This window comes from Leucobacter sp. OH1287, from assembly GCF_003859945.1.
GTDB lineage: Bacteria > Actinomycetota > Actinomycetes > Actinomycetales > Microbacteriaceae > Canibacter.
The window spans coordinates 11,675-26,296 of record NZ_RQYM01000013.1 but is presented as its reverse complement, the minus strand read 5'-3'; the positions used below and the strand labels follow the sequence as shown (position 1 = coordinate 26,296).

Sequence of the window (14,622 nt, the reverse complement as noted above, 5' to 3'; positions counted from 1 at the left end):
GGAACTTTCCCTGAAAATCAGCTGAGCACAAGTAAAATTTATCTTGACATCAAGATAAATTGGGAGTTTGCTAGAGGTGTAACTTACTCACATCTGATGTTTGGAGGAACACCGTGACAGAAGTCCAAAAACTAGCAGATTTTGTTGCAGCTGCAGAGTTTAATCAGCTCAGCGAGAAAGCGCTTGAGCAGCTAAAGATCAGAGTGCTTGACACCCTCGGTGTTGCAATCGGCGCGCTCGATGCGGAGCCGATTGTCGCGATCCGCGGCCTGCTCGACGACCTCGGGGGAAGCCCGGAAGCAACCCTGATCGGCGGCGGTAAAACCAGCCCCGACCGCGCAGCGTTCTTTAACAGCGCGCTCAGCCGCTACCTCGATTTCATGGATTCGTACCTCGCGAAGGGTGAAACCAACCACCCCTCCGACAACCTCGGTGCGGTGCTCGCCGCGGCCGAGAGCGTAGATGCGAGCGGCGCAGAGTTCCTGACCGCGTTCGCCGTCGCCTACCAGGTTCACACCCGCCTCTCCGATGTTGCGCCGGTGCGCGCTAAGGGATTCGATCACACAACCCAGGGCGCTTTCGCCGCAGCCGCCGCAGCCGCTAAGGCGCTGAGGCTCGACGCCGCACAGATCGCCAACGCAATCGCGATCGCCGGCACCGCAAACGTGGCGCTGCGCGTCACCCGCACAGGCAACCTCAGCCACTGGAAGGGCCTCGCCTACCCGCATGTGTCAAAGGAGGGCACCTTCGCTGCGCTGCTCGCCTCCCGCGGCATTACCGGCCCCGAGGAGGTGTTTGAGGGCAACAAGGGATTCAAAGACTCAATCGCCGGCGACTACGAGATCGACTGGTCGAAAGAGGACCTGGAGAGTGTGCTGCGCACCATCATTAAGAAGCACAATGCCGAGATCCACTCACAGTCTGCGCTCGACGCCGCACAGGATGTGCGCGCGCAGGACGGCTTCAACGTCAGCGCCATCGAGAGCGTGAAACTGACGACCTTCGATGTTGCCTACTCGATTATCGGCGGCGGCGAAGAGGGTGACAAACGAACCATTCGCACCAAAGAGGAGGCGGACCACTCGCTGCCGTGGATGCTCGCGGCGGTGCTGCTCGACGGCCAGTTGAACCCTGAGCAGTATGATCCCGAGCGGATCATCGCCGACGATGTGCAGGATCTGATGACAAAAATCGAGATCACCCCGTCACAGGAGTTCTCAGACCGCTTCCCCGCCCACATGCCAGCCGACCTGGAGGTGACGCTCGCAAACGGGCTCGTGTTCCGTTCGTCGCAGGACAGCTACCTCGGCTTCCACGACAACCCGCTGGACTGGGCAAGCGCCAGGCAGAAATTTGACGCGCTCGTCACCCCGTTCACCGGCGAGGAGCTGCGCGAGGAGATTGCGGAGCTTGTGCACAATCTCGAAAACCACCGGGTCAGCGAGCTAACCGCGGCGCTCGCCCGCGTACAAACCCAGCGCAGCTAGGCCCTGCGCAGCTTGGCCTGGCACGGCTCGGCCTGAGCAGCTAACCCCGCGAGACGGCGCGAACCAGCGCGATCCGCCCCCCCAAAAAAAACAAAGAATTATTGAAAGGAAATCACCATGTCTAACGCAGTGCCACACGATGTGTCATTCAACTTTGTCCCCCGCGCCTACCGGCCCGCTAAACCTCGCAGCTTCGGTGTTACCGAGATCCGCGCCCCCTACTATGCAACCTTCGGCACCCGCCACCTTGAGGACGTTTTCGAGGCGGCTGGCCAGTGGGTTGACGGCATTAAATGGGCGGGCGGATCCTTCGCGCTGATGCCGACCGAGGTTGTGCGCAAGTTCAGCGAGATCACCCACGCCAACGACGCCTACGTGTCATCGGGCGGGTGGATCGAGACCGTGCTGCGCTACGGCGATGAGGCGGTCGATCACTATCTGCAGCAGGCGAAAGAGGTCGGGTTCGATGTTATCGAGATTTCAACCGGCTTTATTATGCTCAACACCTCGGGTCTGCAGCGACTCGTTGAGAAGGTTGTGAAGGCGGGCTTGAAGGCGAAACCGGAGCTTGGCCTGCAGATCGGATCCGGCGGTGATTCTAGCGAGGCAGAGCTTGCTGCCGAGGCGAAGAAAGACATCGGCGACCTGGTGGATCGCGGCAAGAAAGCTCTCGATGCGGGCGCCTCGATCATCATGATCGAGTCCGAGGGAATCACCGAGAACGTTGCCGAGTGGGACACCGGCGCCGCCGCCTCGATTATTAACGGGTTGGGGCTAGAGAACGTTATGTTTGAGGCCGCTGACGGCCCCGTTTTCGAGTGGTATGTGAAGAACTACGGCAACGAGGTTAACCTGTTTGTGGATCACAGTCAGGTGCTGCAGCTGGAGGGTCTGCGCCAGAACATCTGGGGTAACAAGAGCACCTGGGGTCGGGTGATTAACCCGGCGCCGTAGTGTTTGCGCAGGCGTTTTTGAGGTTGTGGCTGGGCATGTTTGCCCGGCCACAATCATTTTGTTATGATCGTGAAGTTTTGAAAAGAGCCTATCTGTTTATTATGCTCTCAGCGGCAGGGGTTGCCTCGTTCTCTGCCGTCGATGTGCTGTTCTATCAGAGCGTTGGCGTTTCGGTCGCGTTTGTTGGTGTGCTTGTTGCGGCGTTCAACTTCGCGGTTACCGCAGCCGAGCTACCGTTTGCGATCCTGTTTGACCGCTACTCCAACAAACTCGCCCTGCAGCTGGGTAACTTTATTAGGATTTGCGCCTTCGTGCTGTTCTTCTTCAGCGTCTCCGAGGGTGGGCTGCTCCTCGCTCAAATCCTCGCCGGTATTGCGGTTGCGGCGATGAGCGGCACCTCAAACGCGCTCGTGATTAACCAGATTCAAAGCTCTAAATTGAACGCTGACAGTATCGCGAGCACCTTCGGTAAGATTTCCTACCTCAGCGCTATCGCCGCGATTGTTGGCGGGTTGGCGGGTATTTTCCTGTTCACTAAATCCCCGCAGGCGATCTGGCTGTTGGCGATCGTGTTCTTTATCGCCGCCGGGATTGTTGCGGCAACCTTCAAAGACACCCGCGCTGAGATCACGCAGGAACCGCTTACGCAGTTCCTCAAAAAAGCCGTTAAAACCTTGAACAGCAGGACCGCGGTATCTTTGATCCTCGCGAACGCCGCCGCGGTTGCGCCGTTTATTCTCTGGCAGATCAAGTTCAACCAGGTTTCGATCCTGTTTCTCGCTGTCGGCTATCTTGGCCTGAATCTTGCCGGGCTGCTTGGCCCGCTTGTTATGCGCTGGCTCAACATCCGGGTAAAACACATCATCTGGGTTGCGTTAATCAACGTTGTTCCGGTGCTGATTTTTGCCGCCGCAACCGATCCGACAGCGATCTGGATCTCGTTCGTCACCCACGTCGCCTGCCAGGGGATTTTGCAGATCCTGGTGTCCGCCAGATACCATGAGGGCGTGAGCAGCAGTATGCGCGCAACCGCCGGATCCGCTGTCTCACTCGTGGATTCGCTGGTTGTCGCTGTCACCGCCCCGATTGTCACCGTCGCCACTCAGCAGCTCGGCCTGGTGTTCGGTGCCGCGGTTTCCGCGCTGCTCTATCTCGCGGTTGCAGCGGTTAGTATTGGTATCAGCAAACAGAGAGGTTAAGAATGCACACCTGGAAGAACGTTTTAGCGCTGCTTTTAAACGACACAACCCGCGAGGTTTTTGCAAACCTGCTCCTCGGCAAGAACCTAGACGAGGCGCTCGCCGGGCTTGCCGCATCGAAGCAGCAGCGGATCCGCGAGGCACTCTCGAAAGCGCAGGTTGTGGATCCTCTAACCGGCGAGTTCTCCCCGCAGCATATTCAGCAGCTTTTAGCGGCCGCGAAGGAGGAGCGGGAGCCGTTCTACCCGTTTATGAACGGTGGTAAACTCGTCAGATACCCGGTCACGCACGAGCGCAGAGCCCAGTTGCTGCGTCACCTCGCGGAGCGCGTTTTGAAACCCGGTGAGATTGTTGCAGAGAGTGAATTAAACACTCGCCTCGCCGATTTCACTTCCGCGTTCGCCGAAATGCGCCGCTACATGATCGACTACGGTGTGCTGCTGCGCCACCGCGACGGCACCGGATACTGGCTAAACCCTGATTTCTAGGATCCGATAGCGAAACTGCGGAAAATCAACGAAGTTTAGGCTGTTTTGGTCGGGATGACCGGATTTGAACCGACGACCCCCTGGCATGAAGACACCCCAGCGAGCGCCTCAAAACCCGCATAAAATCAACGAAAAACAGTCAGCCTAAAAACGGTGGTCACAATTCGGTCACAATGACGACCTCAGACACCCCCGTTTTGGGCATAAAAAAATAGCCCCCGCCGAACCTGCCCCATGATAGGGAGCAAGCCCGGCGAGGGCGTTAGCGTTTACCCGCGATAGGTAAACCTGGTAGCGGCTACTTGGCGCGTGTGCGTGCCTTGAGAGCGTCCAGCTCCAGCTTGCGCGCGTGCGACTCGCTGATCTTCGCGAAGCTAGCTGTACCGAACGCGGCAGCTACGGGGCTGTTGTATGCGCCGTCATTCGCCTCATACTCGTGGAAAAACCCGCTCACGGGGTTAACGATCACGTTGATAGTTTTGCCGTCCTTAACGTAATAGAAACCGGCTGTCCTCATATGTTCAATCTCCTCGATAGTTGTTTGTGTTTGTGCTTTCGCTGGTGCAGGTGCAGTGTATGCGGGGTTGAACTGTTTCGGGCGTAGATACCCGATCAGTCCCCGTTTCGTGAGCGCCGCCGTCTGTGTCCTACCCGGGTTTTGAGTCAAACACACAAGCTGCCCGCCCGTGTCGCGTTCAACGATAGCGACATGACTCCACGGATAAGCGGGCGTGCCATAATCCCAAAACGCGACATCTCCAGGGCGTGCAGGAACGTTCGCGGGCAGAATGTCAAACCATTTGGTGAGACCCGCCGCAGCCGCGTGGTGGTAAACGTTACAAGCATACCCTTGGTGTGCACCATAGCCGCCAAAGTTCGTGTAGGTTTGAGCAACCGGCACACCGATCACATTCACGGCATAGTGGCTCCACAGATCCCAGCACTGAGCACCATACACCGCGTCCATGTCAATGAAATAGCCGCGAGCCTGGTTAATATAGTGCTGAAGTTTAGACATGCGACCCCTCAGTGTCTTTCACGCGGCGGGCACGATACCCGCTGCTGTCAGTGTTCACACGCGCGAGCGCACCAAAAAACGGGGCAACCGCGACAAGTACAGCATTCGCTACCGCCGCCGCTGGGTGAGCACCCAAACCAAGCACGGCGAGCGCCGCGTTAACGGCAGTCATTAGCACGGTTACGACAATGAACACCGCGTATAGGGTTTCCCTGATGATAGGGTTCTTGATTACGCGCCCGAACTCGTCAACATTAATATCATTGGTCATTAGGGGTTATCCTTTCAAATAGTTGGGGCGCGGCGGCGGTGCATGCCGCTGCCCTGTTTCGATCCATTCGTACACTTTCCGGAGGTCATGCAGCAGCTGCTGTTCACGCTTCTCAGCTTCCGAAATGCGAGATCCCATAGCGTCCAGCTTCGCCTCTAGCTCATTCACCCGCTCGTCCAGCTTGTCACTGTAGCGCTGCCAAGCGTCCGCGATAGTGACCTCGTTAGCGGCAGACGCTTTATACTGCTCGGCTTTACGGGAAATAGCCGCAACAATGATAGTGCCGAACGCAGTCACAAGCGCAGTCAAAATACCGCCGAAAATAACCCACGTTTCGCTCATACGGTCACCACCTCACACGATCCAGTCTTGTCTGGTAAATCGACAATGCCCGCAGCGAGCGCTGTTATACCCGCAGCGGCGAGCATAGGCATAGCGTTGTTTATGGCGTAACTATTTACGCCAAGCACAGCCGCGCCGAGGAAAATAAACCCATACACGGCGAAAACGAAGAACGCTGACGCGAACGCGATCTGGGTTAACAGTTTTCGCTTCACGACAGCGGCGATGATAGCGAGCACGCCAACGGCGGCGCACGCTACCCCGAACTGTTCCGGATCCACAAACATCCACGAGAAACTGGCGCGTCTACCCGGTGAAATGCGTGCCGGTTCCCACAACACTAACCCCTGTCCGAGCTGCCAAACCCCGATCAGGAATAGGAAATAGGAGCGTTTAATGTTTGATCTTTTCAACGACGTATTACCCAGCAGATTCATCACTGCCCCTAACCTGTGTAACTGCAGCTAGAATATCGTCATCACTGATAGCTACCGTAGGATCATAATCCGGGTCGCCGTCATGCGCCGCCCAATCCTGATCATACTTCTCAGCCCAGCCCGGCATAGCCGCGAACTTCCAACGGTGAACATAAACCCAGCTTTCAGGGTCTGGGATCCCCACAGACGCAGCACATGCGGTTAAACGCGCCCGCAACCGTGCCGCCTCCGACAAATAATAGCAAGTCAAATACGACATAGCCCCCCTTGTGTATCTAATAATCCGCAGACACGGTGAACGTTAACGGCACAACCCAGCCCGCATACTGGTCAATCGTCGTGTAATCGCCAGTGCCGATAGTGCCTGATGTGGTGGTCAAATACAATTCCCCATGCGCGTGTGCCCCGCTCGTATGCAATGCCGAAAACGCGCCCACAAACGTGTCCTTGTTAGCGCCAGTAAGCTGCTGCCGCAACACCGGCGGCAGTGACGCTATATGAGTAAGAGCGCCACCGGCTCCACGCCGGGCAGCGCCCTCCACCAGCAACAAACCGCCACGGATCCTACCCCGCACCGTATGCCCCGGCACCGCTAGCCAACCAGACGCGAGCGCGAGATTCACCCACCCAGTGTCCATAGCACGCCGTCCAATGATAGTGGCACGGCGCGCCTGAACCTCACAACGGACACGATCACCAACCAACAGTCCCTCGACGGTGTTTGACACGTTCGGAATATCAACCGTTTCACCGTCAAACCGTACCGTGAGCGGGTTAAGTGACCTGACCGTCCCCCAAGTGAAATAAGGCACACCACGTAGTCGATCCTCAATACTCAACAAACGATCCACGAGCGGTTTTAACAGGTTAGCCACCTTATCTCACCTCCCGCCAACTGGCTTGGCATAGTGAATCGTCCGTGAAGCTGAACTTCATGCGCTGCACGGTCGCACGAACACTAATCCCGGTATCCACAAACAACACCAGTTCACGCAGTGAGATAGGCACGATAGCGTGAGACACGGTGAGTTTCGCTACAACCGACTGTGCCGCGATCAAGCGTTTCGCCGCCAACCGGTTAAATACCGCCTGGTCTGCACCCTCCACGCCGGTGTCAGCTTTCGTTATCACCCTGCCGCGTGCCTGAACACTGTAGGGACTGTTAGGGTTCTCGTCCGTAGCAATACCAACAAGCGGGGGTTTCTCGTCTGTACCATGCCCGACCACAATATATTTGTTCGGGACGGAAGCTATATCGTGTTCGCGTTCCCACTTCGCGGCATGAATACTGTGTTTGCCGCGCACAAACTCGAACTGTACGGCACGTTCCCCCGGCAACCGGTACGGCTCCAGCCGGAACTGCCCGAGAGCGTCCACCCACAACCCCCAATATCCGGCAGCGTCCAGCAGGGTGTTAATCACCGTCAAATAGGAATCGCCGGGCTTGAACGTTATCGTGTCCGTGAGTGTTTTCGCCGACGGGGTAACTGCAATATCCGTTACCGAACATTCCCGCAGCAGCTGCTCCACTAGGCGGATAATGTTCGCGCCCTTAGACGCGACCAGTCGCCGCTCCAGCGAATACCCGTCAACAATGGTTGTGAGCGGCAGCAGATCCACTTCAAAAAACTGTTTCCCGTCATCAACCTTTAACGTTGGTGACGCAAACATGAATGTTGCTACTGCCCACCCGGTAACCCCTGGAATGCCCGGGTCGTAGAAAATGCGTACCCGGTCGCTCAACCAGTTCACTGTTTCCGTATCACTGATAGTGATCTTCCCGGATCCACCCAACCGTGAATCAGCGGACAGTTCCATATCACCCTCACGGACACTCGTGAGCAGATTACGCTCCCGTAAATTAGCGTCCAACAGTGTGAAACGCCAGCGAGGGGATCTAGGCATACCCCAAATAGACATGACACTCCCCTCGCTGCTAGTTTCCTACACCGGAATCGGTTTCCGTGAGTGTGAACTCGATCACCCACTCTGCACCACCCGCTACGCGGCGGCGGCGATCCACCGTGATGTTCGATACCGTGCCAAATATCTTTCGACCGTCCGGGTCACGATACAAATGCACTGGGTTAGCCACCTGGAACAGGTCAGTGAGCTGCTCCACAGTCACGTCCTCCAACCCCTGATAGATAACACCCGTATATTCCACGGTGCGGGCGATATTCCCGCCCGCATACGCTACCGGTAATGGTCTACCCGAGAATGTGTAGTTGGTGCGTTTCCGTCCTGCTTCCACTTTCGTGCGCGGGCTATAAGTGAGCCTGACCGCGCTAGTAAACCCGTCACCGCCAGACAACAACACATAATCCGCGGCAGTGTTTAACGTAACCTCCCGCACCGTGGCAGCACCCCGCGCCGAAAACGTGGTCACACGGTAAGTGACATCCACGCCGAGCGCAGCGAGCCGGTCAATAAACAAACCGCTACGACCGCTCGCATGAGGCACAAGCACAGTCCACGTTTTCCCGCCGTCCTCAGTACGCTCAACCTGGTAAGCAACCGCGGCGGGGCTACCGTTAGGTGCAGACCAATGAACACCCACCGCAGCGTCAGACTCGTTAAAAGTGACATCCACAGTAGCCGCCACCGGCGGATCATATTTAGTTACGAACTGCACAAACGAGGACACGGTAAGGTCAGTTCCGGGCACAACACCAGACGCTTTAATCTGATAGGTACGGTCGCTGCGTAACTCATGCGCATACTGGGCATACTGGCGATACACGCTGTCAGCACGTTCAAACCCGTAAGCCCACTCCTGCCCCGTCTCCACATCAACAAGCGTCACAGTCCAGTTCACAGGCGCGAACAGAGTGTTATCCCACGCAACCCAAACCCGCTGCAACGGCTGCCCCATATCCGTTGCCGGAATCGAGTGTTTATCCTGATCCAAAATCCGAATGCTAGGCGGGTTCACCAACTGGGCGGTAGCAACCGGCGACTCGTTACTGTACGCTGAATGTGCGCCCCTGGTTTGAACAACCCACTCGATACGGTTAGCCGTACCAAACGTTGAAGCAGGAGACGGGAACTCCACAAACTCGTTACTGGTTGTGCCGCTGCTAGTATTCCACGATGTAGCGCCGGGTACACGCCATTTGAACGCGTACGCTGTCTGTGCCGACTCATCAGTTGGGTTGTGCCGCCAACTAAACCGTGCCGGTTGAATACGCACAAGCGCGTTACCGTTCGGGCTAAGGTTAGCGGGCGGGTTCGGTTTCTTCGCCGCCTGCAACACGTCAGACGGGTCAGACCATGCAGAAACACGCCCGCCAACCTTAGCACGCACCTTATACTGGTGGGTTATGTCGATGCTCGCGTTCGCGTGCACCCACGGCAGTTTAACGTTAGACGCAACAACCGTTGTGCCGTCCATAACATCATACGAATCAACCCAGCGGGGTTTCACTCGCGCGTCCACCGTCACCCTAACACCGTTACGGGCAGCATGCACCGACTCGGGCACAATCGGGGTGGTGTAAACCCACGATGTAGCACCATTATCGGGACGTGACCCGGCAGCGTTATAGGCGTGCACACCGTACCTGTAACGGTGACCCGGCAGCACGCCCCGATCTGTGAAGCTAGTATCCGACCCCGACAGGGTAGCTACCGCGTCCCAGCTCGTGCTATCGTCCACCTGCCGATACACGGTAAGACTGGTCTGCCCACCACCGCTAGACCAACTGAAATTGATCTGCTGATCAGACACATACGCTGCCGATAACCCATACGGTGCGCCCGGCAGTTGGGCGAGCCGTGCCGGGATCGTGAACGACCTCGACACGCTCGTGTGCCCAAAAAAATGCTGCAACCCAGCCCCGAACGTTACCGTGCGAGCGGATCCCGTCAACGGGTAATCAATATAGGCGATATGGAGCCGGGTCATAGCACCCGACCCCAAGTTAACCGGTACACGGTTACCACCCGACCAGTTGCCCGTATATGACAACTGCCAATTACCATACAGCGACGCACCCGGCGCGGTCTGCGCATACAAACCCACCGTGAGCGTCACCTGCGCAGTAGAGGCAGTCAACGGCTCCGGCGACATAATAATGTCCACACCCAACCGTAGATTGTTTTGGTAAGCACCCCAAACAATAGCCATATTTAGACTCCTAACTCAGTATTCAACCCGCGAGCTGAAACATCAGCGACACCCTCCTGGACACGCGCGTCCATAGTGCCAATCAGCCGATTATCCACATCGTAAATATGCACCACAACGGGGTTAGACCCAGCAAACCCGCCACCATGTGACCGGCTGCCCCGATCCACAGTGCCCCCGCGCGCATACCCGAACGCTGCGTCAAGCCCAGGACTGCCACCAGCGTTAATACGCTTCAACAAACCCCGATACTTCGACGCATATGGCTCCTGGATCACTTCCTCACCACGCGACAAACGAACCAGAATACTATCCGACTTAGCCGTACCCGCACCATACACAGTGCCGTTACGTACACCACCCCGGATCCCCGGAATCGTGCCACCAGACGCGAACCCAAGCAAACCAGCGCCCACAGTGCCACCAAACGCGCGCGCCTCCACAGACCGGTGAACAGTCGTGATCGTAACCGTTTTCGACTGCAAACTAGCAATCTGCCACGCAATCCGACTCAACGCCCCCGAAGCAGCACCCGTATTAGCATGAACACTAACAGTCCGATCATGCAACGCAGCGAGCGCTCCACGAACAGCAACAGTACCGGCGAGCGCATGAGCCACGTTACCGTTAATGTTCACGGTCTTGTCCTTGATAGCGTTCACGGCAGCGTTCACACCAACCGCGCCCGCAACCGCTGAAGTTGTCGCAGCGCTGATACTGAACTGCTTGTCCGGTATCTTCATGTTAGCGAGGTTAGATAACGCTGTCGCCGCTACACCAGACTGGACGGTGACGCTTGCCGTGTACGGTGCTTTAGTGAGAGCACCCAACGACCCCGACAAGGTGCTAACGGCAGTAGACGCTACACCATGCTCCAGCAAGAACTCAGCCGAATAGGTGCTTGCGGCGTTAGTTGCTTTAGTTTTAACTAAATCCGCTGCGTCAGCTGCTTCCTTGAAGTTGTTGTTAATCAACGTGTTAACGTCACCCGGGATAAGCCCAAGTGTTGTAACCAACTGCGCCAGCTCCTCATCACTCAACCCTGCAGCGGCTGCGAGCGCGATAATCTCGTCACGTTGTGCCGCATACTTGGTCGCTACGTCTTCGACCGCTACGCCAGAGTTAATGTTAGCTTCCGCGTGTGCGTTAGCCGCTGTCGCAAGGTCATACAACATGCGCATGTTATCGCGCCCCTGCTGCGTGTTCGTGTCCAAGGTTAGACCGGTAGCTTCGATCTGTGCGCGGGCGGCTTCCAGACTGTCCTGGAACGCATACCCCGACAAAGCAGCGTCACGCTGCCTGTTGCCGAGATTACCCCACTCGGTAGCAAGCTGAGCAAACGCGCCAACCGCTGGCGCGGCATGCCCAAGCACACCCTCCAGCGTTTTCCCGTACGCTTCCAAAGCGTCCTTAGCTTCCTGCGTATTAACCTTAGCTTTCAAATACGCGGCAGCGTTAGAATCCGTCGCATACTTCAACAGTGCCGAATCGTCCGCAGCAACACCCGCATAATTAGCAAGGTCACGCAACGCGTCCTTAAACCCAGACGCGCTAGTGAGCGCCTGGTTAAAGTTCTCCGGCAGTACACGCTGCGTTTCAAGCATACGCGAGAACGCTTTCTGAGCTTGGGTAACATCATCTCGTGCGACCTTACCCAACGCTGTGCCGAACTCTTCAAGGTCAGTCATCGCTTGTGCCGTGTCAGCACCCCAAATTTTGATACCTGCGGCGCTGTTAGACAACCCAATATTGAGCGCTGTCACACCCTCAACCGCGCCGAATGACTCTTTGCCTATCTTCGTGAACTGTGACACGATAACACCAGCATAATCAGGCATAGCGAGCACACTCAACGACAACGCACCAAACTTAGCGGTTGTACGATCCAGCATACTGTTAGCGATCTCCAAGTCGCTTCCGGCGGCGAGACCAAACGCGCGCCAACCATCCACACCTCTACGGATCGCATGCTCCCACGCGGCAGCCGCCACAGTAGCCTTTTCAGTACCCGAATAGACCATATCGAAACCGATAGCGACCGCTGTCACACCAGCGGCGATACCAAGCGCGGCAGGGTTAAACCCGGCAGTGAGCGCACCACCAGCACGCGACAGCAGCCCGACCTTACCCGCAGCCGTGCCCGCCTGAGCACCAGCACGGTTAGCAGCCTGACCAAACGCAGTCACCACACCAACCTGGCTAGCAGAAGTGATAAACCCGCTAATAGCGGTAGTTAACGCCTGAATCTTAGCAACCACGGCAGCGGCAGCGAGAACAGCACCAAGCACCGCAATCGCCGGCCCAAGCTGGCTAGTTATCACACCAGCCATATCAGCGAGCATACCCACAACGGGGGTGATCGCCTCACTAACCGCAGCGATAATATCCAGCAAAGGTATCAGCACCGGCTCAATCGCAGTAATCAACTTCGCAATCACCGGCGCGATAGACCCAGCCAACCGTCCAACCGTCTCTAACACCTTACCGAGGATCCGTGTAAACGGTGCCGCAGCTGGCGCCAACTCCTTAAACGCTTTCACCAGCCCGGTCGTGAACGCTCCAAAACTACGCTGGAACTCACCCTGACGGAACCCCCTAAACATGGCAGACATCAGATCCGCAACACCACGACTAACACGAACAACGAAATCGTTAAACACGCCACGGTTACGGTACAGTGTTTCACCAAGCTCCCGGAAAGCGTCACCAAAATGGCTCATAGCTTCCCGCGAAGCACGGAAACCCTCAACCATCGTTGTCTGCCACTTCTGCCCGTTCACGGTTTTATCCCACCGGCTAAGCGTCAACGTCAACCCCTCCAAGCCAGTGAAACCTGACTTAGAAGCGGCTTTATGGATCCCCGCGAGAATCCCGCCCGTATGCAGCGCGGCACGACCAAGCAGTTTAACCTGAGTGATTCCCCGCTCAATCTGATCGAAAATACGCCCCGACTTGATTCCCACATCCAACCAACGATTAAACCGTGTAGTTAAATCAGAGATCCAACGCCCCAAGCGTGGCAGATAGAGAGTACCCACCAAACCAAGATTCACGATAGCGGAAGCGAAATCGTCAGCACCAACCGTCAACTCGCCCCAGAACCCGATCGTGCGGTTAAACATCGTCTCCAGTTCACCATTAGCGAGCGCCTCCTGGAACGCGCGAGCAAACACGCTAGAGTGGACACCCATAGCGGTAGCAAGCTCACCCATCCGGTCATCAAGCCGTGGGATCAGATCATCAGCAAGCGCGCTAATATCTTCCCGCGCCTGATCCCAATATTTAGCGGAGATCGTTTCACCGACCTTTTCCAGCCCCGTCTTAATGTTCGGGAGTTGTTCGTTAAGGTCTTTCCACGCGCGAACCAGCACAGTAGCTGACAATGCGGCGGCGGTGAGGATACCCGGCAACGGTAGCAGTGCAGCAGTCATCAGCACCACACTGTTACCGACCGCAACCAAACCACCCACAGTCGCAGTGATAGCCGCAAACCCGGCAGCGACACTACCAGCAGCGAGCGCGGCTTTAGGTAGCTTCTCGTCGATGTCTTTCAACCATTTAGAGAAATCAACCAGGTATTTACTACCCAAGCGTGCGCCCGACAGGCGCGCCAGCGCGGCTTCGGCAGCGTGGGCGGCTGTTCGGGATACGACCGGGATAATCTCGGCTACACGGGGTCGTGACAGGTAAGCGAGACGTGCGCTAGCCCAAGTGGTGAACGGGTTAATGTCGAGGCGGACGGTACGGTTTTTAGCTGTTTCCTCCAGCTCGTCCCGAACCTCACGCAGTCGATGTTTCACCCGCTGTAGCTCTTCCTCCGGCAGCAACTCAACCTTATTGTGTCGCTTCAACGCACTCAACAGCTGCCCATGCTCCCGTGTGAGCCTAGCAAACGCAGCCCGCGTGTGCCGGTCACTCAGGTTAATATCCACATCCTTAGTGAGCCGTTTAACAACCCGGTCAATGTCACGGTTAATTTTCGCGACACTTTCCTCATCAAGACCGACACCCAACTTAACCTGAGCGTGTTTCCCAACCCTCGCCAGTGTAGCGTCCAGCTTATCCAAGCCCCGCAGTGAAGCGTTAACATCGAGCACACGCTCAATCCGTGCCCGAGCCGCCGCGAGCGCTTTCTCATCCACGTCAATGTCTTTAACCCGGACGCTCGTTTTAGGGCGGTAAAGCTTCGGCTCCACCTTACGCAGCTTCTTACGCGCCTCCTCAGCAAAATCATTAACCACAGGACGGACACGCACACCAACCGAACCAACAACAGCAATTCCAGCCATTCACACCC

General features: G+C 56.7%; 13 protein-coding genes. 4 read left to right on the top strand and 9 right to left on the bottom strand.

Annotated features, from left to right (window positions below; genetic code table 11):
- Positions 1-113 precede the first annotated feature (113 nt).
- The 4 genes from EII30_RS07545 (at position 114) to EII30_RS07530 (ending at position 4,128) form a co-directional block, all read left to right on the top strand.
- A complete protein-coding gene (locus tag EII30_RS07545) occupies positions 114-1,487 on the top strand; it encodes an MmgE/PrpD family protein (RefSeq protein ID WP_124886727.1) in 1,374 nt (457 codons plus the stop codon).
- A gap of 117 nt (positions 1,488-1,604) precedes the next feature.
- On the top strand, positions 1,605-2,441 hold the full coding sequence (locus tag EII30_RS07540; RefSeq protein WP_124886726.1) for a phosphosulfolactate synthase: 837 nt from the start codon (positions 1,605-1,607) through the stop codon (positions 2,439-2,441).
- A gap of 77 nt (positions 2,442-2,518) precedes the next feature.
- Positions 2,519-3,640, top strand: coding sequence for an MFS transporter (locus EII30_RS07535; RefSeq protein WP_124886725.1), 1,122 nt, complete (start codon positions 2,519-2,521; stop codon positions 3,638-3,640).
- Positions 3,641-3,642: 2 nt separating this feature from the next.
- Positions 3,643-4,128: a DUF2087 domain-containing protein gene (locus EII30_RS07530; RefSeq protein WP_124886724.1), complete on the top strand. Its 486-nt coding sequence runs from the start codon at positions 3,643-3,645 to the stop codon at positions 4,126-4,128.
- Positions 4,129-4,426: 298 nt separating this feature from the next.
- On the opposite strand, the gene EII30_RS07525 is transcribed toward EII30_RS07530, so the two are convergent.
- The 9 genes from EII30_RS07525 to EII30_RS07485 are packed head-to-tail and all read right to left on the bottom strand — an operon-like array spanning position 4,427 to position 14,614.
- Complete coding sequence (locus EII30_RS07525) at positions 4,427-5,146, bottom strand: CHAP domain-containing protein (protein ID WP_124886723.1); 720 nt, start codon at positions 5,144-5,146, stop codon at positions 4,427-4,429.
- A complete protein-coding gene (locus EII30_RS07520; RefSeq protein ID WP_124886722.1) occupies positions 5,139-5,417 on the bottom strand; it encodes a hypothetical protein in 279 nt (92 codons plus the stop codon). The genes EII30_RS07525 and EII30_RS07520 overlap by 8 nt, the downstream gene beginning before the upstream one ends.
- A gap of 6 nt (positions 5,418-5,423) precedes the next feature.
- On the bottom strand, positions 5,424-5,759 hold the full coding sequence (locus EII30_RS07515; protein ID WP_124886721.1) for a hypothetical protein: 336 nt from the start codon (positions 5,757-5,759) through the stop codon (positions 5,424-5,426).
- Positions 5,756-6,196 (bottom strand): hypothetical protein, encoded by a 441-nt coding sequence (locus EII30_RS07510; protein WP_124886720.1) that lies wholly within the window; start codon positions 6,194-6,196, stop codon positions 5,756-5,758. Before EII30_RS07510 ends, EII30_RS07515 begins: the two co-directional genes overlap by 4 nt.
- A complete protein-coding gene (locus EII30_RS07505) occupies positions 6,180-6,455 on the bottom strand; it encodes a hypothetical protein (RefSeq protein ID WP_124886719.1) in 276 nt (91 codons plus the stop codon). The genes EII30_RS07510 and EII30_RS07505 overlap by 17 nt, the downstream gene beginning before the upstream one ends.
- A gap of 16 nt (positions 6,456-6,471) precedes the next feature.
- The gene (locus EII30_RS07500; RefSeq protein ID WP_124886718.1) at positions 6,472-7,071 is read right to left on the bottom strand and encodes a hypothetical protein; all 600 of its coding nucleotides are present in this window, start codon (positions 7,069-7,071) and stop codon (positions 6,472-6,474) included.
- 1 nt (position 7,072) lies between these two features.
- Positions 7,073-8,101 carry a hypothetical protein gene (locus tag EII30_RS07495; RefSeq protein ID WP_124886717.1) on the bottom strand — a complete coding sequence of 343 codons (1,029 nt, stop codon included), beginning with the start codon at positions 8,099-8,101 and terminating at the stop codon, positions 7,073-7,075.
- Between the two features lie 31 nt (positions 8,102-8,132).
- A complete protein-coding gene (locus tag EII30_RS07490) occupies positions 8,133-10,325 on the bottom strand; it encodes a fibronectin type III domain-containing protein (RefSeq protein ID WP_124886716.1) in 2,193 nt (730 codons plus the stop codon).
- 2 nt (positions 10,326-10,327) lie between these two features.
- Complete coding sequence (locus EII30_RS07485) at positions 10,328-14,614, bottom strand: hypothetical protein (protein WP_124886715.1); 4,287 nt, start codon at positions 14,612-14,614, stop codon at positions 10,328-10,330.
- Positions 14,615-14,622 lie beyond the last annotated feature (8 nt).